We start from the raw sequence: 23,032 nt of genomic DNA, 5'->3' as shown, positions 1-23,032 counted from the left end.
ATCCCCACAGCCCTGTCGCCGTAACCTCTCGGCCCGCTCCCGGAGACGGTGCGCGAAACGTAACACCGAAATCCCGGCTCAGGACTTGTCCAGATACTCGATGCTCTCGGTGTCGAGCGCGGCCGTCACCATGCTCGCCAGACCCGGGTGCTCCCGTAGTCCCGGGTCCTGATCGGTGACGGTCCGCGCGAACGCCCGGGCGGCTTCGATGACGTCCCCGTCGTCGACGAGCGAAAGCAGACGCAGCGTGGTCACCGTGCCTGACTGCGCCTTGCCCAGAACATCGCCCTCGCGGCGCAACTGCAGGTCGAGTTGCGCGAGTTCGAACCCGTCGGTCGTTCCCGCGACCGCCTGGAGGCGGGTCATCGTCGGGGATCCCGGCTTCGTGTCCGTCACCAGCAGGCACAAGCCCTGGTGACCACCTCGGCCGACGCGCCCGCGCAACTGGTGCAACTGGCTCACACCGAATCGGTCGGCATCGACGATCACCATCACGGTCGCGTTCGGCACGTCGACGCCGACCTCGACGACGGTGGTGCAGACGAGCACGTCGACGGCACCGTCGTTGAACTCGCGCATGACCGCGTCCTTGTCGTCGGCGGGCAACCGGCCGTGGAGGAGCCCGACGTTCAGATCGCGGAGAGGGCCGGAGGCGAGCATCTCGTGAAGTTCGAGCACGGAGGTGGTCTCGGGAGGCTCCTGCGCACCGGACGCGCGTGCGCGTGACTTGCCGGCCGGTGCGGCACCCTGCTCGCCCGGGTCGACGGGGAGGTCCTCGTCGGTATCTCCGTCGCCGATCCTCGAGCACACCACATAGGCCTGCCTGCCGTCCGCGACCTCTTCCCGGATGCGTTCCCAGGCGCGGTCGACCCACGTCGGATGCACTTTCGCCGGCACCACCCGGCTCACGATCGGCGAACGACCACGCGGCAGTTCCCGGAGGGTGGAGACCTCGAGGTCGCCGAGCACCGTCATCGCGATGGTGCGCGGGATCGGTGTCGCGGTCATCACGAGCACGTGCGGGGACGCGCCGTCGCGGCCGCGGGAACGCAGCGAATCACGCTGTTCGACACCGAAGCGGTGTTGCTCGTCGACGACGACCAGTCCCAGGTCGAAGAAGTTCACACCGTCCTGGATCAGCGCGTGCGTGCCGATGACGATCCCGGCGTCGCCGGTGACCGCCTCGTTGAGCGCCTTCCGCTTCCGGGCCGTACTCATCGAGCCGGTGAGCAGAGTCACGCGGGTCGCGAGTTCATGAGCTCCGAGTTCTCCGGCCGACGCCAGATCGCCGAGCATCGCGGTCAATGACCGGGCGTGCTGCGCCGCGAGCACCTCGGTGGGTGCGAGCAGCGCACACTGGTGTCCCGCGTCGATCACCTGCAGCATCGCCCGCAACGCCACGATCGTCTTACCGGAACCCACCTCGCCCTGTAGCAACCGGTTCATCGGGTGCGGACGCGACACGTCGGCGGAGATCTCTTCGGCGACGGCGAGCTGGCCCGCGGTCAGCTCGAAGGGCAGACGCCGATCGAACTCCTCGGCCAGTCCCCCGTCGCGGCGCGCGCACGCCGGTGCCGAGCGCACCTCCACGTCGTGGCGCCGTTGCGCCAGCACGAGCTGCACGGCCGTGGCTTCGTCGAACTTGAGCCGGTCGCGGGCGCGGTCCACCTCCTCCTTGGTGTCGGGGAGATGGACCGAGCGCAGCGCCTCGTCGAGGCCGATGAAACCCCGGTCGGCCAGCACCCAGTCGGGCAGCGGGTCTTCCACGGGATCGAGCTGGTCGAGGACTTGGCGCACACAGCGCATCACCGTCCACGACTCGACGTCGCGGGTCGCGGGGTACATCGGGATCAACGCGCGGTCGAACACCGACATGTCGACACCCGCCGCGTCCTGCGCGGTACGTGCGAGGCCGGCGAGCGCACCCGCACCTCGGACGCGCGCGGGGGCTGCGGAGACGAGGTCGTCGGCGGTGCGAGGTTCGGGCAGAACCACGTAGCTGGGGTGGGTCAGGCTCCACTTGTCGCGGAAGTACTTGACGGTGCCGGAGAACATCGCCCGGACGCCCGGTTTGATGTTGTGCTTGACCTTGTGCGGGTTGAAGAACGTGACGTCGATGGTGTGCCGGTCGGATCGCAGCCGGACCGCGAGTCGCTTGCCCGCGCGCGATTTCATCGGCACTTCCTGGGCGGATTCGACACGCGCGATGATCGTGATGTGCTGGCCTTCGACGGGGCGGCTCTCGCCGAGTTCCGCTCCTTGCGTCGCGTAACGGTGCGGGTAGTGCCGCAGCAGGTCCTCGACGGTGGTCATCCCGAACGCGTCGGACAGGGCATCCGCCGTCTTGTGCCCGAGGAGATGATCGAGCCGGTCCGCGAGTGTCGCCACTGCCGTCCCTTCCGCATTCCGTGTGGTGGCCCTCGCGGCGCACCGACTACTCGACGCCGAGCTGCAGCAGGTCGCTGCACTGGCCGCCCCGGTACACCACAACCTCCAGCGCGGGATGACGGCGATCGAGGTGCTCGGTCAGCTGCTCGGCAAGTCCGTCGGGAGCGTCGGAGCCGACCAGCATCGTCACGAGCTCTCCGCCCGCGGCGAGGATCTTGTCGAGCAGAGACACTCCCGCTGCCACCAGATCATGCTCGATGACTACGACATCATGTCCCGACAAGCCGAGGCTGTCGCCCGGCTCGCACGTTCCCACCCAGGTCAGAGCCCGTTCCTCTGCTATGCGCAACGAACCCCACCGGACGGCGGCCGCGGCTTCGGACATCGCGAACGCGTCGTCGACCGTCGCGCGGCCGGGATCGTGGACGGCCAGCGCCGCCAGCCCCTGCACCATCGACGAACTCGGCAGGAACATCACGTTCCGGTTCTCGGACCGAGCCTGCACACCCACGGCGACGACGTCCTGCGCCGACAGTGAACCGTTCGGCAGGACCAGCACGTCACCGCTGGGCAGGGCGCGAATCGCCTCGAGGAGGAGGTGCGGACCGAAGTCCGTGTCCGCGTGCAACACGGCGGCACCTTCGGATTCGAACAACTCCCTCGTGCCGTGGCCTGCCACCACAGCGAGTACAGCCCGCGGCGCGGTACCGACTGCCGTGAGCGGCACCACCGTGGCGGGAATACCGGGCTGCGCCGAGCACGCGTCGCCTGTCGCGGCGTCCAGCGCGAAGCACGTGATGTCGATGCGGATCAGGGAACCGGCGGCGAGTCCGGCTTCCACCGCAGCGCCGGGATCGCAGCAGTGCACATGGACCGACCAGGACCCGGCGCCGTCCCCGACGACCGCCACCGAGTCGCCCAGCGCGTCGAGCCGGACCCGGAGGACGTCGATGTCCTCGATCTCGGCGCGCTCGACGACGTACATCACTTCGTAGTCCTGCTGCGTCTCGGTCCGCGGTGCACGGGAGGGTTCGGACGCGGAACTCGCCGCCGCCGGGACGGGTGGTCCGGTGACCTGGATGCGACGGCGGGGCCGTTGCCCGGTGGTGACTTCGACCAGGCAGTCGAGGAGTATCACGAGTCCGAGGCCGCCGGCATCGACGACTCCCGCTTCGGCCAGTACGTCGAGTTGCGCAGGGGTTCGCTGCAGGGCGTCCGCTGCAGCGTCGGCGGCGGCCACCGTGACGTCGCAGACCGTGGCACCGGGGTCACGGGCCGCACGTTCCGCACCGTCCGCCGCGGCGTCGAGGACACTGACGATGGTGCCTTCGGCGGGCGTGCTCAGCGCTTTCATCACCAGTGTCGACGCCCGCGCCAGTGCGTCCGCGAGTCCGCGGCCGTCGACGGTGGTGTGCCCGGACATGGCGTCGGCGACTCCTCGCAAGGCCTGGGCGACGATGACTCCCGAGTTCCCCCGGGCGCCGAGGAACGCGCCGCGTGCCAGGCGCTCCGACACGTCCCACGCGGTGAGCGCACCGTCGACGGGGCCACCGATGTTCTCGACGGCGGACTGGAGAGTGAGCACGAGGTTGGTGCCGGTATCGCCGTCCGGAACAGGGAAGACGTTGAGGGTGTTGATCTCGTGGCGGCGCTCTTCGAGGGCTTCGAGCGCGATCTCGGCCCATCGCCGCAGCGCGCGCCCGCCGACCGTGTCCCCGACCTCGAGCACCAGCTCACACCCCTCTACGTCGCTGTTCATCCTCTGCCCGAAAGAGTAGCCGGGGGTCGTGCATACGTCCGGTTTGGTCATCCGCCGTGGAGTTCGCTAAGCTGATTGGGTTGCCTCGCACGGGTGACCCTGTTCCCCGTGTTTGTAGGACGCGAAGCAAGACCAGAGAAGATGCATTATCCACTAGACACACAAGGAGTTCGCGACATGGCTGCCGTCTGCGACGTATGCGCCAAGGGCCCCGGCTTCGGGAAGTCGGTCTCGCACTCGCACCGGCGTACCAATCGTCGCTGGAACCCGAACATCCAGAGCGTCCGCGCTCAGGTTGCCCCGGGCAACACCCGCAAGATCAACGTGTGCACCTCCTGCCTGAAGGCAGGCAAGGTTACGCGCTGACCTAGGTCGAGCTGCAGACGAAGGCCCCCGGCGCGAAAGCGCAGGGGGCCTTCGTCGTTCGCGTCGGGTGCCGGATAGTGTGCCGGAATGAGCGAAAACAATAAGTCCCTCGTGCAGATCGAGGACGGCGTGCTGCAGATCGCCGTGGCCACCGCCGAGCACGGCACTTCCCTGTCCCCCGCGGGGATGGAACAGGGCACCGCGGCACTCCGGGCCGCCGGTCCCGAGATCGGTGCGGTCCTGCTCGTCGGCGAGGGCAGCAATTTCTGCGCGGGCGGCAACGTCCGCGGCTTCGCGGGTGCCGAGGACCGGGGCGCGCATCTGTTCGACATCGCGAACCTGTTCCACGATTTCATCCGGGAGATCGACGCGATCGGCGTTCCGGTCGTCGCGGCTGTGCACGGCTGGGCCGCCGGCGCCGGCATGAGCATCGTTCTGCATGCCGACATCGCGCTCGCCGGTCCCGGCACCAAGATGCGTGCCGCCTACCCGTCGATCGGATTTTCCCCCGACGGCGGCATGTCGTGGACCTTGCCCCGGATCGTCGGTCCTGCACGCGCGCGGGAGATCATCATGACCGACGCGGTGATCAACGCCGACGAAGGCGTCCGGCTCGGACTGCTCAGCAGGTTGGTGGCCGACGACGAGATCGGGAGCGAGGCGCTGCGTATCGCCCGGACCCTCGCTCACGGTCCGACCCAGTCGTACGCGTCCATCCGGAAACTCGTCGCCGAGTCCGATTCCCGGTCGCTCTCCGATCATCTCGACGCCGAAGCCGCTGCCATCTCGGCAGCCGCGACCACACCCACGGGCATCGAAGGCGTCGACTCGTTCGTCGAGAAGCGCCGCCCCGACTGGTCTGCTGTGCGCGCTCGCTCCTGACGACGTGCGGTGCGGTGCCGGTGGTCAGGCCAGTCGCCAGTCCACCGGCTCCGCGCCCTGTTCGACGAGCAGCGCGTTCGCCCGGCTGAAGGGCCGCGACCCGAAGAATCCGCGCGACGCCGACAACGGCGACGGATGCGCCGACTGCACCGTGGGCACATCACCGAGCATCGGTACGAGAGTCCCGGCGTCGCGACCCCACAGGATGGCGACGAGCGGTGCCCGACGGGCAACCAGCGCGCGGATCGCTTGCTCGGTGACTTTCTCCCAGCCCTTGCCCCGATGTGAGGCGGCCTGTCCCGGAGCTACGGTGAGAACCCGGTTGAGCAGCAGCACGCCGCGTTCGGTCCACGGTGAGAGATCACCGTTCGGGGGCAGCGGCAATCCGAGATCCTCGGTGTACTCGCGATAGATATTGGTCAGGCTGCGGGGAATGGGCCGTACCGCCGGATCCACCGAAAAGCTCAACCCCACAGCATGTCCCGGAGTCGGATACGGATCCTGTCCGACGATGAGCACCCGCACCTCGTCGAAGGGTTGCGCGAATGCCCGCAAGACATCGGCCCCGGCCGGAAGGTAGGAACGCCCCGCTGCCAGTTCCGCCCGCAGGAACTGTCCCATCGAGGCGATGTCGTCGGCGACCGGAGCGAGCGCCTGCGCCCAGCCGGGCTCGATGATCTCGGACAACGGCTTGCTCACTCGGGCGGCCTGCTCTGTCACGTTCTCCTGCTCCTGATTCGTGCTTGTTGTCGCGGGTCGTTGCACTGGTTTCCCCCGACACGATGGTGGCCCGGTCAGTCGAGGCGACGCAGTGCGGTGCGGTAGTACTCGGCGTTGGCCGCATACATCTTCGCGTTCGCGTCGAAGTGGCCTTCCGGGATCTCGACTCCGTCGCGAACCTTTGCGGGCACGCCCATCGCCATCCGGCGGGCCGGCAACTCGAATCGCGGCGGGATCAGCGCTCCGGCGGCAACCTGGGCGCCGGCGCCGATGGTCGATCCGTTGAGGACGAGCGATCCGGATCCGATGAGAGCGCCGTCGCCGATCGTCGCGCCCTCGATGTGCACGTTGTGCCCCACCACACACCGCGCGCCGATGACGGTGGGCTCGATCGCGGTGCAGTGGACGATCGTTCCGTCCTGGATGTTGGTTTCCTCACCGATGGTGATCGTCCCGTAGTCCGCGCGCAGGACCGCCGTGGGCCATACCGACGCGCGGGCACCGAGTGTGACGTTTCCGATCACGACCGCATCGGGATGAATCCAGGCATCGGGGTGGATATCGGGAACGCGATCACCGAGTGCATAGAGAGCCATGTCGCCCAACCTATCTCGAGGTACCGGGCGAAAAGCTGTGCCACCCTCCGGGACCGGCCGGAGGCCTGCCGTCGACGGTCACCCCGCGCCCCTGCCGCACGGTTCCGATGCGCCGCCACCCGCTGGGCAGCATCACGCCCGGCGGGAAGCACGCTGCCAGCGCGTGATCCTCGCCGCCTGCGAGCACCCATTCCCACGGGTCCGCGCCCAACTCCGCCCCGGCGGCGACGAGACGCTCGTCGGGTGTGATCGCGGCGCGATCCACATCGATCGCAACGTCCGACGCGGTGGCGATGTGCCCGAGGTCGGCGACGAGACCGTCGGAGATGTCGGTTCCGGCGCGGGCACCGGCATCGGCGGCGGCGGGGCCGGCGTCGTACGGGGGTGAGGGCACGCGGTGCGCGTCGACGAGATCCCGATAACCGTCGAGGCCGGCGACGAGCACGGCGAGACCTGCTGCCGACCGCCCCACATTCCCGGCGAGAGCCACGACGTCCCCGGGGCGGGCACCCGAGCGCAGCAACGGCGCACGACCCTCCAGGTCACCGAGGACCGTGACCGACACGATCACCTCGCGCGCCTGGACGAGATCGCCGCCGACAACTCCTGCTCCGAGCGCTTCGGCTGCTTCACCGATGCCTGCGGAGATCTCGTCGAGCACGGCGGCGGGCGTCTCCGGCGGGCAGCCGAGTCCCACGACGAACGCGACCGGCCGGGCCCCGATCGCGGCGACATCGGCACCGTTCTGCGCGACGGCTTTGCGTCCGACCTCGTGCGGGCTCGACCAATCGAAGCGAAAGTGCCGGCCCTCGACCAGCATGTCGGTGGATACCGCGATTCTCCCGTCGGCCGCGGCGACGACCGCAGAGTCGTGCCCCGGTCCTACCAGGGTCGTGCGGGGTTGCCGTCGTCCCGCGATCGCACGGGCGATGGCGGGAAACTCGCCGATGTCGGAGACGGTGGGGCCGGTCTGATCTGCCACGGTGATGGGCGCCTCTTTCTCGGTCGGCAGCGGATACGGGCCGGTACGCCCCCTGCTACGTTCGTTCCACGCTACCGTTGCCGACATCATCCCTCCGACGCTGGACACCATGAACAACACACATTCTTTCGAGCAGGAACCCGGCGACCAGGGTCCTGACGAGCAGGAACCCGCCGACACCGCCGGGTCCGAGCAGGCGACACCCTCCGAACCGCGTCGCCATCCCGCACTGATCGCGACTGCGATCGCGCTGCCGGTGGCACTGCTGGTGGGCGTGGTGGTTGCCGCCGTGTTCGTCGCGCGCACCCCGGTCAACTCTCCGGTCGGGCTGGGTCCGGTGCCCGCCCCCGACGCCGAGTCGGAATCCTGCACCTCACTGCTCGGCGCGCTGCCCGAGGATCTCGGCGACTACACGCGCGCCGAACTCGCCGATCCCGCACCGGCCGGCGCCGCGGCGTGGCAGTCCGCAGACGGCGGGGAGGTCGTGTTGCGATGCGGACTCGAGCGGCCCGCCGAATTCGATCAGGCCGCGGCGCTGACGGTCATCGACCAGGTCCAGTGGTTCGAGATCTCGGGCGCACAGCAGGGCATCGACGCGAGCACGTGGTTCGCCGTCGACCGTCCCGTCTACGTCGCGCTGACGGTACCCAACGGGTCGGGACCGACACCGCTGCAAGACGTTTCGGCATCCATCGCCGAGACGCTCCCCCAGCAGGAGATCGATCCCGCCCCGATCGGCGGGCCCTGAACCGTCACCCGCTGCCGATGAGGCGGTGCCGTTACTGCCCGGCGGCCGCGCGCATCGTGCCGGTGCGCTGGAACCGGCTGTGGAACGAGAACGCCTCGTCGAGAAGGTGTGGCGTCTGACCGGCCCCGGGCAGCGCCTCGGCCCGATCGACGTAGTCGTGTAGTTCTGCCCGGAAATCGGGATGGGCACAACGCTCGATGACCACCCGGGACCGCCGGCGCGGCGACAGGCCGCGCACGTCGGCGAGGCCCTGTTCGGTGACGATCACCTGGACGTCGTGTTCGGTGTGGTCGACGTGCGGCACCATCGGCACGATCGAGGAGATCGCTCCGTTGCGCGCGGTCGACGGGCTGAGGAACATCGACAGGTAACCGTTGCGGGTGAAGTCACCCGAGCCACCGATGCCGTTCATGATGCGCGTGCCCATGACATGGGTGGAATTGACGTTGCCGTAGATGTCGGCCTCGAGCATCCCGTTCATGGCGATGATGCCGAGCCTGCGCACGATCTCGGGATGGTTGCTGATCTCCTGGGGGCGCAGCACGATGTGGTTGCGGTAGAAGTCGATGTTGCGCACGAACTCGTCGAGGCCCGCCTCGGACAGCGCGAGCGCGGTGGACGACGCGTAGCGCACCGTCCCGTTCGCGATGAGTTCCAGCATGCCGTCCTGGATGACTTCCGAGTAGCACGTCAGCCCGCGGTACGGCCCGCTGGAGAGTCCGGCGAGCACCGCGTTGGCAACGTTGCCGACACCGGACTGCAGCGGCAGCAGAGTGTCGGCGGGGAGACGCCCGGCCGCCACCTCGTGCGCGAAGAAGTCGAGCACGTGCCCGGCGATGGCCTGGCTGGTCGCGTCCGGCGCGGTCAGCGGGTTCGCGCTGTCCGACACATCGGTCTCGACCACCGCGACCACGCGCGCCGGGTCGACCCGGAAGGTCTGCTGCCCGATCCGGTCCTCGACATCGGTGAGGTGGATCGGGGTGCGGTGCGGCGGGAGCGCGGTGCCGTAGTAGATGTCGTGGACACCGGCCATGGCATCGGGGATCCAGGAATTGACCTCGAGCACGATCTTCTCGGCGACATCGAGCCACGTCTTGTTGTTTCCCACGGAGGTGGCGGGGATCAGTTCACCGGACTCGGTGATGCCGGAGACTTCGACGACCGCGACGTCGACGTGCCCGTAGTAGCCCTCCCACACCTGCTGCGCCACGTGCGACAGGTGGATGTCGACGTAATCCATGCGGCCGTCGTTGATACGTCCGCGCGCGGTCGGCTCGGCTTGGTACGGCATGCGCAGAGCGATGCCGTCCGCCTCGGCGAGCAACCGTTCGGTCTCCGTCGACACCGAGGCTCCGGTGAGAAGATTGATCGTGAAGTCGTCACCGCCCGCCCGAGCACGGCGAATGTGCTCGGCCAGTGCCGGAGTGACCCGCTTGGGGGTACCCGCGCTCGCGAAGCCACTGATCGCGACGGTGTCGCCGGAGCGAATGTGCCGCACCGCCTCCTCTGCGGAAACGATCTTGCGCCTGAAGGATTCGTTGCGGATGCGGCCCGCGGAGGTGACTCCGGCGACTGTCTCCGCCTTCGACGGCGCAGAGGAAAGGGTGGGTGCGTGCATGGCGATGAGGATAGAGGGGCCGAGAGACTCGCCGATCACACTCGCCGAACGGGCGCGATCCCGATCACGTTGCGGCCGGCGTCCGGCGTCGTATCGTATACGCCACCTTGTCGGGCAAACATCTTGTGTGACAGATACTTTCGGCTCTGCGCACAAGGTTCCCGGGCGCCGCGCGTCGCGCGGACGGTGGCGCAGGGCAGGCGGACGGAGGACAACCGTTGGATGCGTTCGTCGCTCACTCGGCACCGCTCACCGAACGAACGCGCCACTCGTCGTGAAAAAACGCGTACCCGACCCGCCGACGGTGGGCCGCTCCGATTCGCAGTGCCACCGTACGAGTCGGTGATGTCGGGCACGATGGGGCAATGAGCATCCCCACCGACGGTCTGCGCGACGACGCCGAACACCTCCTCCGAGAGCTTGCCGGACCGGACGCCCGCTTGCGCGACGACCAGTGGACCGCGATCGAGGCGCTCGTCGTCCAGCGCCGCCGGGCACTCGTGGTCCAGCGCACCGGTTGGGGAAAATCCGCCGTCTATTTCATCTCCGCCAAACTGCTGCGGGCGCACGGACACGGCCCGACGGTGATCGTGTCCCCACTGCTGGCACTGATGCGCAACCAGGTCGCCGCCGCCGAACGAGCAGGTGTGCGGGCCGCGACCATCAACTCCGGCAACATGACGGAGTGGGACGAGATCCACGAACGGATCCGGTCCGGTGATGTCGACGTCCTGCTCGTCAGTCCGGAACGGCTCAACAACCCCGACTTCCGCGATCAGGTGCTCCCGGCTCTCGCACGCGACGCGGGTCTCGTCGTCGTGGACGAAGCGCACTGTGTATCGGACTGGGGCCACGATTTCCGTCCCGACTACCGGCGTATCCGCACGCTCGTCGCCGACCTCGGCGACGGAGTGCCGGTTCTGGCCACCACCGCGACCGCCAACGATCGGGTGGTCGCCGACGTCGCCGCGCAACTGGGAGTCGGCGCTCAGGTCCGGTCGGGTGTGCCCGGAGAGCCGGCGTCGTCGTCCGACGGAACACTCGTTCTGCGCGGCGGACTGGACCGCCCCTCACTGCACCTGTCGATGGTCCGCATCGACGAACCGGCTCGTCGTGCGGCCTGGCTGGCCCAGCATCTGGACGAGCTTCCGGGTTCGGGCATCGTGTACACGCTGACGGTGTCGGCCGCACGCGATCTCGCGGCACTGCTGTCGGACCACGGCTACGCCGTCGCCGCGTACACCGGTCAGACCGACCCGGCCGAGCGGGAGCAGCTCGAGTCGGACCTTCTGGCCAACCGCGTCAAGGCGCTGGTCGCCACGTCGGCGCTGGGCATGGGGTTCGACAAGCCCGATCTGGGCTTCGTCGTCCATCTCGGGGCGCCGTCCTCTCCTATCTCCTATTACCAGCAGGTCGGCCGGGCCGGCCGTTCGACGGACCGCGCGGAAGTCGTGCTTCTCCCCGGCCCCGAGGACCGGCAGATCTGGCAGTGGTTCGCCTCCGTGGCGTTCCCGGAAGAGTCGCTGGTGCGCCGGGTCATCGAGGCGCTCGACCCGGAACGGCCGCTGTCGACCCAGGCATTGGAGCCGCGTGTCGACCTCAACCGGTCACGGCTCGAGATGGTGCTCAAGGTGCTGGACGTGGACGGAGCGGTCCGCCGGGTGAAGGGCGGTTGGATCGCGACGGGACAACCGTGGGTGTACGACGCCGAGCGGTATGCCCGCCTCGAAGAAGCCCGCACCGCCGAACAGAACGCGATGATCGAGTACGAGCGCACCACCGAGTGCCGCATGGTCTTCCTTCGCCGCCAGCTCGACGATCCGGAACTCACCGCGGACACCCCGGGATGCGGCCGGTGCGACAACTGCACGGGGTCGCGATGGTCCGACGTCGTGGACGAGGCGGAGGTGGCCAGGACGAAGGCTCGCCTCGAGCGCCCCGGCGTCGACCTCCCCCCGCGACGGCAGTGGCCGACGGGCATGGCGACGCTCGGTGTGAAGCTCTCGGGTCGCATCACCGACGGCCCCGAGCCCGGGCGCGTTCTGGGAAGACTGTCGGATCTGGGCTGGGGTCCCCGCCTGCGTGCGCTTCTCGACGCTCCGGACGGTCCCGTTCCCGACGCGGTGGTGCAGGCGTCGGTGGCAGTGCTCGCGTCCTGGGATTGGGCGCAACGACCCACCGCGGTGATGGCCGTCGAGTCCCCGGACCACCCGGTGCTCACCGCCTCGCTCGCGTCGCGTCTGTCACAACTGGGCCGACTTCAGGATTTAGGTGTATTACGTCGCCGAACGGGGCATCCCCCTGCGACGGCCGCGAATTCGGCATACCGGATCGCCGCGCTCGTCGATGCGTGGGAGACGCCCGATCTCAGCGGAGTGCGCGGTCCGATCCTTCTCGTCGATGCGGTGACCGACACCGGCTGGACGCTCACGATGGCGGCGAGGACTCTCGTCGCCGCCGGAGCCGACGCGGTGCTGCCGTTCGCGCTCGCGAGCCCGAAGTAATCGCTACGAGGAGACCAGACGCTACATGTTCGTGACCGGTATCACACCACATGTCCTACCTGCACGAAGCGCGGACTTTAGCACCCGAGCCAGGCGAAACGGGTGAATTCGACATCAAATCTTGTTAAGTTACGAGGACTTATGAAGCCCGTTACGGAAAGTAGTACCCCATCTGTAGAGCCGGCTGAATTGAGTTTCCGGAGTCCGCGCATCGCCGACGGAAAACGGCTGTGGCAGATCGCCCGCGACTCCCAGGTACTCGATGTCAATTCCGGTTACGCGTATGTGTTGTGGTGCCGTGATTTCGCCGAGTCTTCCGTGGTCGCCACCGACGAGCACGACCGCGCCGTCGGTTTCGTGACCGGATACCTGCGACCCGAGTCGCCACAGACGTTGTTCGTATGGCAGGTCGCCGTCGACGCCGATCAGCGCGGTCGTGGCGTCGCAGGCCGCATGCTGGACACTCTGCTCGACAGGCTCGCCCCCCTCGGCGTCACCCGCCTCGAGACCACGGTGAGTCCCGACAACGCAGCGTCGATCGCGATGTTCACCGCATTGGCTCGCCGCCGCGGAACCCATATCACCCGGAGCGATTTGTTCGCGCCCGACGATTTTCCGGATTCTCATCTGGCTGAGGATCTTTACACGATCGGAGAGTGATCACCCGAGATTCGGGTATCGATCACTTCGAGTTTCTTAAATATCGCAGGAGGACCACCACATGACCATCCTGGAACACAAGCCCGGCACGACGGGCGACATGGATATCTTCACGCATCTCGAGTCGGAAGTGCGCAGCTACAGCCGCAGCTGGCCCACCGTATTCGAAAAAGCGTCCGGATCCTGGCTCCGCAGTGAAAGCGGCAAGGACTACCTCGACTTCTTCGCGGGCGCCGGCGCCCTCAATTACGGGCACAACAACCCGATCCTCAAGTCCGCGCTCGTGGACTACATCATGAGCGACGGCATCACCCACGGCCTCGACATGAACACCGTCGCGAAGCGGCGCCTGCTCGAGACGTTCGAACAGCTCGTGCTCAAGCCCCGCGGGCTCGATTACAAGGTCCAGTTCCCCGGTCCTACCGGCACGAACTCGGTCGAGGCCGCACTCAAGCTTGCCCGCAAGGTCACCGGGCGCGAGTCGGTCATCAACTTCACCAACGCCTTCCACGGTATGACGCTCGGCGCTCTGTCGGTCACGGGCAACTCCATGAAGCGCGCGGGTGCCGGCGTCCCGCTGGTGCACGCGACCCCGATGCCGTTCGACAACTACTTCAACGGAGTCACAGAGGACTTCCAGTGGTTCTCCCGCGTGCTCGACGACGCCGGCAGCGGCCTCAACCGCCCCGCCGCGGTCATCGTCGAGACCGTTCAGGGTGAAGGCGGCGTCAATATCGCCCGCCCCGAATGGCTTCGCGCGCTGGCGGATCTGTGCCAGGAACGCGACATCCTGCTGATCGTCGACGACGTGCAGATGGGATGCGGCCGCACCGGCCCGTTCTTCTCCTTCGAGGTCGCCGGGATCACCCCCGACATCGTCACGCTGTCGAAGTCGATCGGTGGCTACGGTCTGCCGTTGGCACTGACGCTGTTCAAGCGCGAACTCGACGTCTGGGGTCCGGGCGAGCACAACGGCACCTTCCGTGGGAACAATCCGGCGTTCGTCACCGCTACCGCCGCCCTCGAGCACTACTGGGCCGACGACAAGCTCGAGCGCGAAACGCTGCGCAAGGGCGAGCGCATCCGCCAGACGTTCATGAACCTGTCCGACATGTTCGACGGCGTCTCGACGCGCGGTCGCGGTCTCGTCCAGGGACTGGTGTTCGAGAAGCACGAGAACGCACAGAAGGTCTGCGAGCTCGCCTTCGAGGAGGGTCTTCTCGCGGAGACCTCGGGGCCGTCCGACGAGGTGGTCAAGCTCCTTCCGCCGCTGACCATCAGTGACGACGAGCTGGAGTTCGGACTCAATATCCTCGCCGAGGCCACCGCGAAGGTGCAGGCCTGAGCGAAGTCCGCTCCCCCTTTCCCGAGAAACCCTCACCCCTAAGGATTTTCGACACCCATGATCGTTCGTACGACTGAAGAGATCTCCGGTACCGATCGCGACGTCACGTCCGAAGACGGCAACTGGACCAGCAAGCGGATCGTGCTCGCCGGCGACAAGGTCGGTTTCTCGTTTCACGAGACGACCATCAAGGCGGGCACCGTCAACGAGTTCCACTACGCGAACCACATCGAGGCGGTGTGGCTGGTGGAAGGCGAGGGCACCCTCCAGGACCTGGACAACGACGTGGAGTACGAGCTGGGTCCGGGTTCGATGTACCTGCTCAACGGCCACGAACGCCACCGCGTCCTGCCGCGCACGACGATGCGGATGATGTGCGTGTTCAATCCTCCGGTGACGGGTCGCGAGGTCCACGACGAGAACGGTGTCTACCCGCTCGTCGAAGAACCTGCCTGATACCCACCCGGGTGGTCGCCGCGCGCGACGCGAGCACGTGACCAATTGCGGGGCGGGCGCTTAGAGTCGAATCATGACTTTCGAGCGCTCGCCCCGCATTGCTGTCGGTCCGGCGCCGGACGAGCGCTTCGTCCGAGCCGTCACCAGTGGCGGTGGGGTGGTGTGCGACCTCGACGACGCGCCCGACGCGCTGGTCTGGACCGGCGGACCCGACTCGTTTCCCGAGTCGCTCCCCCGGTCCGTGCGCTGGGTTCAGCTTCCGGCGGCCGGGGTCGAGCGCTGGCTGTCCGAAGGAATCGTCCGGGCTCATCCGCAAGTGATGTGGACCTCCGCCGCGGGTGCGTACTCGGCGACCGTTGCCGAGCACGCGCTCATGCTGCTGCTCGCCGGGGTGCGGGCACTGCCGGCCCACCTCGAGGCAACCTCCTGGGAGCCCGAGGCCTTCTTTCCCACCCTCGGGACGTTGCGAGGATCCACCATCGGCATCATCGGCGCCGGTGGCATCGGCCGGGCACTGATCCCCATGCTCGCGGCACTGGGCGCACGCGCCCTGGCCGTGACCCGCAGCGGCCGTCCCGTACCCGGCGCTGTCGAAACCTACCCCGTCGAGAGGATCGACGAGATCTGGCACCTCGCAGACCATTTCGTCGTCGCCGCACCCTCGACCACCGAGACCGAACAACTCGTCGGCGCCCCGGAACTTGCCGCCATGAAACCCACCGCGTGGGTGATCAACGTTGCCCGGGGACGCCTCATCGATACCGAGGCACTGGTGGAGGCGCTACGACAGGGCACCATCGCGGGAGTGGGTCTGGACGTCACCGACCCGGAACCTCTCCCCGACGGTCACCCCCTCTGGTCGATGCCGAATGCGATGATCACACCCCACGACTCCAACCCCCCGGCGGTACGCATCCCCGCCTACCTCGAGCACGTCACGGAGAACGTCACCCGGTTCGCGTCCGGGCTCGATCCCGTCGCTGTGATCGACCCGAGCGCCGGGTACTGAGCGCGCCTCGGTGCGGGGTCACGAACCGGCGCGACCGATATCCCCGTTCTCCGCCTCGTCCCGGTCGGCCCATTCGAGAAGAGCGTCGAGCGAGAAGACGGCGTCGTCGATCCCCGCGTGCAGGTCCCCGTATTTCGCGAACCGGTCCGGGACGGTCGCGACCGTGAATTCCCGCGGGTCGACATCGGGCACTTCCTCCCAGCGGACCGGCGTCGAGACACGGGCGTCGGCCACCCCGCGAATCGAGTACACGCTCGCGAGGGTGTGGTCGCGCGCGTTCTGGTTGTAGTCGACGAACACGGCCGACTGGTCGCGGTCCTTACGCCACCAGGTGGTCGTCACATCCCGGGGCGCTCGTCGTTCGACTTCCCGCGCGAATGCCCATGCGGCCCGGCGTACGTCGTCGAACCCCCATCGGGGCTCGATCCGGACGTAGACGTGCAGTCCCCGGCCACCCGACGTCTTCGGCCAGCCGACCGCGCCCAGTTCGGCCAGGACTTCCTGTACCACTCCGGCCACGCGCACCACGCGATCGAATCCGCAGTCGGGCATCGGGTCCAGGTCGATGCGCCACTCGTCGGGACGTTCGACGTCGGCGCGGCGCGAGTTCCAGGGATGGAACTCGACCGTGGACATCTGGACGGCCCACACGACGTCGGCGACGCGGGTGACGCACAACTCGTCCGCGTCGCGGTTGTAGCGCGGAAAGTGGACCCGGACGGTGTCGACCCAGTCCGGCGCGCCATGGGGAAGCCGCTTCTGGTGCACCTTCTCCCCCTCGATGCCGGACGGAAACCGGTGCAGCATGCACGGCCGTTCCCGCAAGGCGCGGACGATGCCGTCGCCCACGGCCAGGTAATAGTTCGCGATGTCGAGCTTGGTGACACCGACTTCGGGGAAGTACACACGCTCGGGATGCGACAGCCGAACCGTACGGCCGTCGGCTTCGAGTTCGACGGCTTCCGACGAGTCCTTCCCCATGCGGTCCCTCCTCGTGTACCCACGGGCCACCGCGTGCGGCCCGCCGGCGTGCACCCATCCTCGCGCGCCGGACACCACACCGCAGCACTTTCCGGTGCCGTGCTCCCTGCCGCGCGTTACCGTCGAGCTGTGTTGCTCGAGAGCGTGGTGGAGACATCGGACGCGGTGGCGGGGACCCGCTCACGGCGCGCGAAGACCGAGGCGTTGCGCGCATTGCTCGTGCGCGCCGATCCGGCCGAAGTCGAATCGGTGGTGTCGTGGCTCTCCGGGGAACTGGCCCAAGGACGGATCGGAGTCGGTTTCCGCACGCTCGCGGGCCTCGATCTGTCGCCGGCCGGCACGGCGACGCTCGAGGTCTCCGAGGTGGCCTCGATCCTCGACTCCCTCGCGACGACGTCGGGCCCGGGTTCTGCTGCGACACGTCGAGCACAGCTCGACGAATTGTTCTCACGCGCAACCGCCGGCGAACAGCATTTCCTCGTTCGTCTGCTCGGCGGCGATCTACGTCAAGGGGCGCTCGAAGGGGTGATGACCGATGCCGTGGCCGCGGCAGCAGACCTTCCCCTCGACGCGGTGCGGCGCGCCTTCATGCTCTCCGGACGGCTCAGCGGCACGGCAGCGGCGGCCTTCGAGGGCGGGCTCGACGCCCTGGCCGCGTTCCGGATCGAGGTGGGCCGGCCGGTACGGCCCATGCTTGCCTCGCCGGCCGAGTCCCTCACCTCCGCGCTCACCGAACTCGGCGGCGAGGTGAGTGTGGAGTACAAACTCGACGGCGCACGCATCCAGGTTCATCGTGCGGGAGACGAGGTACGGATCTTCACGCGTACGTTGCGCGACATCACCGGGTCCGTACCGGAACTGGTCGACCTCGTCGCCGGCCTGCCGTGCACCAGTGTGGTGCTCGACGGGGAGACGCTCGCCTTGACCGATTCCGGCCGTCCCCGCCCCTTCCAGGAGACCATGAGCCGATTCGGCGCACGCAGCGAGCGCGAACTGCTGCTGCATCCGTACTTCTTCGACTGCCTGCACCTCGACGGAGACGACCTCCTCGACGCTCCCCTGTCCGAACGACTGGCCGCCCTCGACCGTGTGGCCGCGCGACACCGGATACCTGCGGTGACGGCGCCCGGCCCGGAGCGTGCGCAGGCGCACCTCGCGGCGTCGCTCGATCACGGGCACGAAGGCGTCATGGTGAAATCCCTCACGTCCCCCTACAACGCGGGTCGGCGCGGACGCGCGTGGCAGAAGGTCAAACCCGAGCACACACTCGATCTGGTGGTGCTGGCCGCCGAGTGGGGTTATGGGCGCCGGACCGGATATCTGTCGAACCTGCATCTGGGCGCGCGCGATCCCGACGGCGGCCCGCCGATCATGGTGGGAAAGACGTTCAAGGGCCTCACCGACGAGTTGCTGCGGTGGCAGACAGCCGAATTCCCGCTACACGAGTCGCACCGGGACGAGCACACCGTCTATCTCGAACCGCGCCTGGTAGTGGAGATCGAACTCGACGGTGCCCAGGTCAGCACGCGCTATCCGGGCGGGGTGGCGCTCAGATTCGCGCGGGTACTGCGCTACCGCCCGGACAAATCACCGGCAGAGGCGGACACGATCGACGCGGTGCGCGCACTGCTCCCCCGCTCGCCGGTCGGCAACGACGGCCTACCGTAGAAGGGGTGATCGACGTTCGACCTTCCCTCGACTCCCTGTGGTCCCTGGTGGACGGCAGACGGGTCGCCGTGCTCACCGGCGCCGGCGTCTCCACCGACTCCGGCATTCCGGACTACCGCGGACCGGATTCTCCGCCGCGTAACCCGATGACGATCCAGCAGTTCGTCGGAGACCCGGTGTTCCGGCGCCGCTACTGGGCACGCAACCACGTGGGCTGGAGGCATATGGACGCTGCCCGCCCCAACGTCGGTCATCGCGCCCTGGCCGCGCTCGAGCGCGCCGGGTGCGTCACCGGCGTGATCACCCAGAATGTCGATCTCCTGCACACCAAGGCGGGCAGTCGCCGCGTCATCGATCTGCACGGCACGTACGCGCAGGTTCGCTGCCTGGCCTGTCAGCATAGGATCTCCCGATTCACCCTCCACGAACGCCTCACCGGCGCCAACCCGGGGTTTGCCGAACGCGCCCGCGCGATCACGGGACTCGAGGTGGCGCCCGACGCGGACGCGGTCGTGGCCGATACCGACGGCTTCGTCGTGGTCGACTGCGAACGATGTGGCGGGATGCTGAAACCGGACATCGTGTACTTCGGTGAGATCGTGCCCCGGCCGCGTGTGGACGACGCCTTCCAGGTGATAGACGAGGCCGACGCACTCGTCGTCGCCGGGAGTTCGCTGACCGTGCAGTCCGGGTTGCGGTTCGTGCGGCACGCCGTGGCACGCGACATTCCGGTGGCGATCATCAATCGGGGACCGACGCGCGGTGACTCTCTCGCCGCACTCAAGATCGAGGCAGGAACGTCGGAATCGCTCGCGGCGTTGACATCCCGCGTCGCCGAGCCGACACCGACTGCGTAACAGCTAGATTCGCACCAGATCGTCCGCGTGCACCACGGGACGATGCAGATCGGCCGGCAGGTTCCGGGTGGAGAAACCGATCATGAAATCGAGTTCGGCCACGTCGTAGGCAACCACGCCGCGGGCCACGGTGCGGCCGTCCGGAGCGATGAGGGCAACAACATCGCCGGCGTGGAAATTGCCACTGGTACCGGTGATTCCGGCGGGCAGCAACGACCGGCGGCGATCGACGACCGCGCGGACGGCACCCTCGTCGAGATGCAGCGCGCCGTGGGTATCGGCGGCGTGCCGCACCCAGAACAGCCGGGCAGACAGACGATCGGGACGCGCCGAGAACGCCGTCCCGACGTCCGCGGTGGTCAGTGCCCGGGCGGCGTCCGATGCCGCGGCGAGCAGCACCGGCACACCGGAGTCCGCGGCGAGCCGCGCAGCGGACAGCTTGGAAGCCATGCCCCCGGTACCGAGTGCGCCGCCCGACCCGGCGACGACACCGTCGAGGTCTTCCGGACTGGTGACTTCCGGAATGAAGTGAGCCCCACCCTTCCGTGGATCACCGTCGTACAGTCCGTCGACGTCCGACAGCAGGATCAGCGCGTCCGCACCGACGAGATGCGCGACGAGAGCCGCGAGCCGGTCGTTGTCACCGAACCGCAGTTCCGCGGTCGCGACGGTGTCGTTCTCGTTCACGATCGGCACGGCCCCGAGGGCGCGCAGACGATCGAGGGTGCGCTGGGCGTTCCGGTGCTGGGTGCGGCGGGCGATGTCGTCCGCGGTGAGCAGCACCTGTCCGACGGTCCGGTCGTACCGGGCGAACGAGGTGCCCCACGCGTGAGCGAGGGCGAGTTGCCCCACGCTGGCCGCCGCCTGCTTCGTGGCCAGATCGCGGGGCCGCGTGGTGAGTCCCAGCGGCGCGAGTCCGGCGCCGACAGCCCCGGACGACACCACCACGACGCTCGAACCCGACCGCATCCGCGACTCGATCGCGTCTGCGAGCCGGTCGAGCCTGCCACGATCGAGGCCGCCCACCAGGCTGGTGATCGCCGACGAGCCGATCTTGACCACCACGCTGCGTGCGTCGGAGATGACCTCTCGCGTGTCGCTCACAACTCTCCTCGAAAAGATCAGAAGTCGTCGTCGTCGGAAGCGAGCCCCCGACGGACCTTCTTGGCATGGCGGCGTTCTTCGGCGCCGACGCGATCGACCTGGTCCAGGCGGGCGTCGGTGCCTCGGCCGGTGCGCACGACGTCGACGCCGGCTGCGGTCTGCGGCTCCCAGTCGAAGCTGACGTCGCCGATGGTGACCGAGGCGCCGGGCTGCGCGCCCATCTTGACCAGCTTGGCCTCGACGCCGAGCCGTGCCAGCCGGTCGGCGAGGTAGCCGACGGCTTCGTCGTTGTCGAACGCCGTCTGGCGGACCCAGCGCTCCGGGCGCTCGCCGCGCACGATGAATCCACCGGGAACTTCGGGATCGGGAACGACGGTGAAGCCGGTCTCGTTGCGCGCGATCGGGCGGATCACCGGACGGGTGGGCTCCGCGGGCGGATGCGCCTCGCGGTACTCCTCGACCATCTTCGCCAGCGCGAACGTGAGGGGCCGCAGACCTTCGTGGGTCACCGCGGACACGGTGAACACCGGCCAGCCGCGCTTCTCGAACTCGGGCAGGACGAACTCGGCGAGTTCGGCGGCGTCGGGAACATCCGCCTTGTTGAGGACGACGATGCGGGGCCGGTCCGCGAGGTCACCGAGGCTGTTGTCGCCGGACAGCGCGGGCTGGTATGCCGCGAGTTCGGCTTCGAGGGCGTCGACGTCGGAGATCGGGTCGCGACCCGGGTCCATGGTCGCGCAGTCCACGACGTGCGCGAGCACCGCGCAGCGCTCGATGTGCCGCAGGAAATCGAGGCCGAGACCGCGGCCCTGGCTTGCGCCCGGGATCAGTCCGGGCACATCGGCGACGGTGAAGGTGGTGTCGCCGGACTGGACCACACCGAGGTTCGGAACGAGCGTGGTGAACGGGTAGTCGGCGATCTTGGGTTTGGCCGCGGACAGCACGGACACGAGCGACGACTTGCCGGCCGACGGGAACCCGACCAGACCGACATCCGCGACGGATTTCAGTTCCAGGACGAGTTCACGTTCTTCGCCCTCCTCGCCGAGCAGCGCGAAGCCGGGGGCCTTGCGCGCCTTGGAGGCGAGGGACGCGTTGCCGAGGCCGCCTCGGCCGCCCTGCGCAGCGATGAACCGGCTGCCGACGCCGACGAGGTCGGCGAGGACGTTGCCGTCGGTGTCGAGCACGACGGTTCCGTCCGGGACCTCGAGCACCAGGTCGTTGCCGTTGGCACCGCTGCGGTTGCCACCGGCACCCTGCGTGCCGTTGGTTGCCTTCGCGTGCTGGTGGAAGTGGAAGTCGAGCAGCGTGTGGACGTTGCCGCTCACCTCGAGGACGACGTCACCGCCGTTTCCTCCGTTGCCGCCGTCGGGGCCGCCGAGGGGCTTGAACTTCTCGCGATGGACGGAGGCGCAACCGTTGCCACCCTTACCGGCGCTGACGTGCAGCACAACCCGGTCGATGAAGCGGGACATGGATGGACCTCTTTCCGTGCGAGAACTGGCGAAGCTTCCCGATATGTACTGGCGAAACGTGCTGTGTGGAAAACCAACAAGGGCGGGACAGGGTGTGTGCGACCCTGGCCCGCCCCTATTGGGAGTATGTCGCGAGGAAACCCTCGCAGTGTCCTGTTCGGACGGCAGATCAGGCGTCTGCCGCGACCGGGACGATGTTGACCGTCTTGCGTCCACGCTTGGTGCCGAACTCGACAGCACCCGCTTCGAGGGCGAACAGCGTGTCGTCGCCGCCGCGTCCCACGTTCACACCGGGGTGGAAGTGGGTGCCGCGCTGACGCACGAGGATCTCACCGGCGCTGACGGACTGGCCGCCGAAACGCTTGACGCCGAGGCGCTGGGCGTTCGAATCGCGACCGTTACGGGAGCTTGATGCACCCTTCTTGTGTGCCATGACGAACCCTCCTGGGGGTTGAAGCTCGAAGCTCGAGTTACTTGATGCCGGTGACCTTGACGACCGTCAGCTTCTGACGGTGGCCCTGGCGCTTGTGGTACCCGGTCTTGTTCTTGAACTTGTGGATGTGGATCTTCGGGCCCTTGGTTTGCTCGACGATCTCGGCGGTGACCGATACCTTCGCCAGCTTGTCGGCGTCGGTGGTCAGCTCGGATCCGTCGACGACGAGGACCGGAGCAAGCGAGACAGCAGCGCCGGGCTCACCCTCGATCTTCTCGACCTTGACGAGGTCGCCTTCAGCGACCTTGTACTGCTTACCGCCGGTCTTGACGATCGCGTACGTTGCCATCGGACGGCTACCCCTTGCTTCTTCGAACGTGCTCGCGCCACAGTCTTGCGGTCGCGACTGGTCTGTATGGTGCTTACTCGGTCCCGCCGCCATCCTGAGTCCAGGCGCGGCTGGGCAGTATCGCCGAGTAGC

The 23,032-nt window shown here is 68.0% G+C and carries 21 protein-coding genes; 10 read left to right on the top strand and 11 right to left on the bottom strand.

Annotated elements, in window-relative coordinates; translation table 11 throughout:
- Positions 1-78: 78 nt before the first annotated feature.
- The gene (gene recG / locus ACLQ3J_RS00690) at positions 79-2,388 is read right to left on the bottom strand and encodes an ATP-dependent DNA helicase RecG (RefSeq protein ID WP_296550950.1); all 2,310 of its coding nucleotides are present in this window, start codon (positions 2,386-2,388) and stop codon (positions 79-81) included.
- Positions 2,389-2,434: 46 nt separating this feature from the next.
- A complete protein-coding gene (locus ACLQ3J_RS00685; protein WP_296550949.1) occupies positions 2,435-4,147 on the bottom strand; it encodes a DAK2 domain-containing protein in 1,713 nt (570 codons plus the stop codon).
- A 177-nt stretch (positions 4,148-4,324) separates the two neighbouring features.
- Between ACLQ3J_RS00685 and rpmB the strand changes: the two genes are divergently transcribed.
- A complete protein-coding gene (gene rpmB / locus ACLQ3J_RS00680; RefSeq protein WP_072698660.1) occupies positions 4,325-4,513 on the top strand; it encodes a 50S ribosomal protein L28 in 189 nt (62 codons plus the stop codon).
- Between the two features lie 87 nt (positions 4,514-4,600).
- Entirely contained in the window at positions 4,601-5,395 is a 795-nt protein-coding gene (locus ACLQ3J_RS00675) for an enoyl-CoA hydratase/isomerase family protein (RefSeq protein WP_169620517.1), read from the top strand.
- Between the two features lie 24 nt (positions 5,396-5,419).
- On the opposite strand, the gene ACLQ3J_RS00670 is transcribed toward ACLQ3J_RS00675, so the two are convergent.
- The 3 genes from ACLQ3J_RS00670 to ACLQ3J_RS00660 form a co-directional block, all read right to left on the bottom strand.
- On the bottom strand, positions 5,420-6,094 hold the full coding sequence (locus ACLQ3J_RS00670) for a uracil-DNA glycosylase (protein ID WP_169620714.1): 675 nt from the start codon (positions 6,092-6,094) through the stop codon (positions 5,420-5,422).
- 95 nt (positions 6,095-6,189) lie between these two features.
- Positions 6,190-6,711 (bottom strand): gamma carbonic anhydrase family protein, encoded by a 522-nt coding sequence (locus tag ACLQ3J_RS00665; protein ID WP_169620516.1) that lies wholly within the window; start codon positions 6,709-6,711, stop codon positions 6,190-6,192.
- 10 nt (positions 6,712-6,721) lie between these two features.
- The gene (locus ACLQ3J_RS00660) at positions 6,722-7,693 is read right to left on the bottom strand and encodes a thiamine-phosphate kinase (protein WP_296550968.1); all 972 of its coding nucleotides are present in this window, start codon (positions 7,691-7,693) and stop codon (positions 6,722-6,724) included.
- Between the two features lie 109 nt (positions 7,694-7,802).
- Here ACLQ3J_RS00660 and ACLQ3J_RS00655 point away from each other — a divergent pair, with 109 nt between their 5' ends.
- A complete protein-coding gene (locus ACLQ3J_RS00655; protein ID WP_425901902.1) occupies positions 7,803-8,441 on the top strand; it encodes a DUF3515 domain-containing protein in 639 nt (212 codons plus the stop codon).
- A gap of 31 nt (positions 8,442-8,472) precedes the next feature.
- Here ACLQ3J_RS00655 and ACLQ3J_RS00650 read toward each other — a convergent pair whose 3' ends face one another.
- Positions 8,473-10,059 carry an acetyl-CoA hydrolase/transferase family protein gene (locus tag ACLQ3J_RS00650; protein ID WP_169620514.1) on the bottom strand — a complete coding sequence of 529 codons (1,587 nt, stop codon included), beginning with the start codon at positions 10,057-10,059 and terminating at the stop codon, positions 8,473-8,475.
- Positions 10,060-10,424: 365 nt separating this feature from the next.
- Here ACLQ3J_RS00650 and ACLQ3J_RS00645 point away from each other — a divergent pair, with 365 nt between their 5' ends.
- The 5 genes from ACLQ3J_RS00645 (at position 10,425) to ACLQ3J_RS00625 (ending at position 16,033) form a co-directional block, all read left to right on the top strand.
- A complete protein-coding gene (locus ACLQ3J_RS00645; protein WP_425901901.1) occupies positions 10,425-12,563 on the top strand; it encodes a RecQ family ATP-dependent DNA helicase in 2,139 nt (712 codons plus the stop codon).
- Positions 12,564-12,704: 141 nt separating this feature from the next.
- Positions 12,705-13,223, top strand: coding sequence for a diaminobutyrate acetyltransferase (gene ectA, locus ACLQ3J_RS00640; protein ID WP_169620512.1), 519 nt, complete (start codon positions 12,705-12,707; stop codon positions 13,221-13,223).
- A 61-nt stretch (positions 13,224-13,284) separates the two neighbouring features.
- Entirely contained in the window at positions 13,285-14,568 is a 1,284-nt protein-coding gene (gene ectB / locus ACLQ3J_RS00635) for a diaminobutyrate--2-oxoglutarate transaminase (RefSeq protein WP_169620511.1), read from the top strand.
- Positions 14,569-14,625: 57 nt separating this feature from the next.
- Positions 14,626-15,024, top strand: coding sequence for an ectoine synthase (locus ACLQ3J_RS00630; protein WP_422423605.1), 399 nt, complete (start codon positions 14,626-14,628; stop codon positions 15,022-15,024).
- A 73-nt stretch (positions 15,025-15,097) separates the two neighbouring features.
- A complete protein-coding gene (locus tag ACLQ3J_RS00625) occupies positions 15,098-16,033 on the top strand; it encodes a D-isomer specific 2-hydroxyacid dehydrogenase family protein (protein ID WP_169620509.1) in 936 nt (311 codons plus the stop codon).
- 18 nt (positions 16,034-16,051) lie between these two features.
- Here ACLQ3J_RS00625 and ligD read toward each other — a convergent pair whose 3' ends face one another.
- Positions 16,052-17,014, bottom strand: coding sequence for a non-homologous end-joining DNA ligase (ligD, locus tag ACLQ3J_RS00620; RefSeq protein WP_425901900.1), 963 nt, complete (start codon positions 17,012-17,014; stop codon positions 16,052-16,054).
- Between the two features lie 129 nt (positions 17,015-17,143).
- Here ligD and ACLQ3J_RS00615 point away from each other — a divergent pair, with 129 nt between their 5' ends.
- Positions 17,144-18,682 (top strand): ATP-dependent DNA ligase, encoded by a 1,539-nt coding sequence (locus tag ACLQ3J_RS00615; protein ID WP_425901899.1) that lies wholly within the window; start codon positions 17,144-17,146, stop codon positions 18,680-18,682.
- An 8-nt stretch (positions 18,683-18,690) separates the two neighbouring features.
- Entirely contained in the window at positions 18,691-19,539 is an 849-nt protein-coding gene (locus ACLQ3J_RS00610; RefSeq protein ID WP_378527937.1) for an NAD-dependent protein deacetylase, read from the top strand.
- Between the two features lie 3 nt (positions 19,540-19,542).
- Here the strand turns inward: ACLQ3J_RS00610 and proB are convergent, their stop codons facing one another.
- The 4 genes from proB to rplU form a co-directional block, all read right to left on the bottom strand.
- On the bottom strand, positions 19,543-20,643 hold the full coding sequence (proB, locus tag ACLQ3J_RS00605; RefSeq protein WP_296550944.1) for a glutamate 5-kinase: 1,101 nt from the start codon (positions 20,641-20,643) through the stop codon (positions 19,543-19,545).
- Between the two features lie 17 nt (positions 20,644-20,660).
- Positions 20,661-22,118, bottom strand: a complete 1,458-nt coding sequence (gene obgE / locus ACLQ3J_RS00600) for a GTPase ObgE (RefSeq protein WP_169620504.1) — start codon at positions 22,116-22,118, stop codon at positions 20,661-20,663.
- Positions 22,119-22,287: 169 nt separating this feature from the next.
- Positions 22,288-22,551 carry a 50S ribosomal protein L27 gene (rpmA, locus tag ACLQ3J_RS00595; RefSeq protein ID WP_169620503.1) on the bottom strand — a complete coding sequence of 88 codons (264 nt, stop codon included), beginning with the start codon at positions 22,549-22,551 and terminating at the stop codon, positions 22,288-22,290.
- 37 nt (positions 22,552-22,588) lie between these two features.
- Positions 22,589-22,900, bottom strand: a complete 312-nt coding sequence (gene rplU, locus ACLQ3J_RS00590) for a 50S ribosomal protein L21 (protein ID WP_072698676.1) — start codon at positions 22,898-22,900, stop codon at positions 22,589-22,591.
- Positions 22,901-23,032 lie beyond the last annotated feature (132 nt).

Origin of the sequence: Rhodococcus sp. DT1 (genome assembly GCF_049844875.1) — a bacterium.
Lineage (GTDB): Bacteria > Actinomycetota > Actinomycetes > Mycobacteriales > Mycobacteriaceae > Rhodococcus.
Note: the sequence above shows the minus strand (reverse complement) of the source record. Positions and strands in the feature narration are given on the sequence as shown.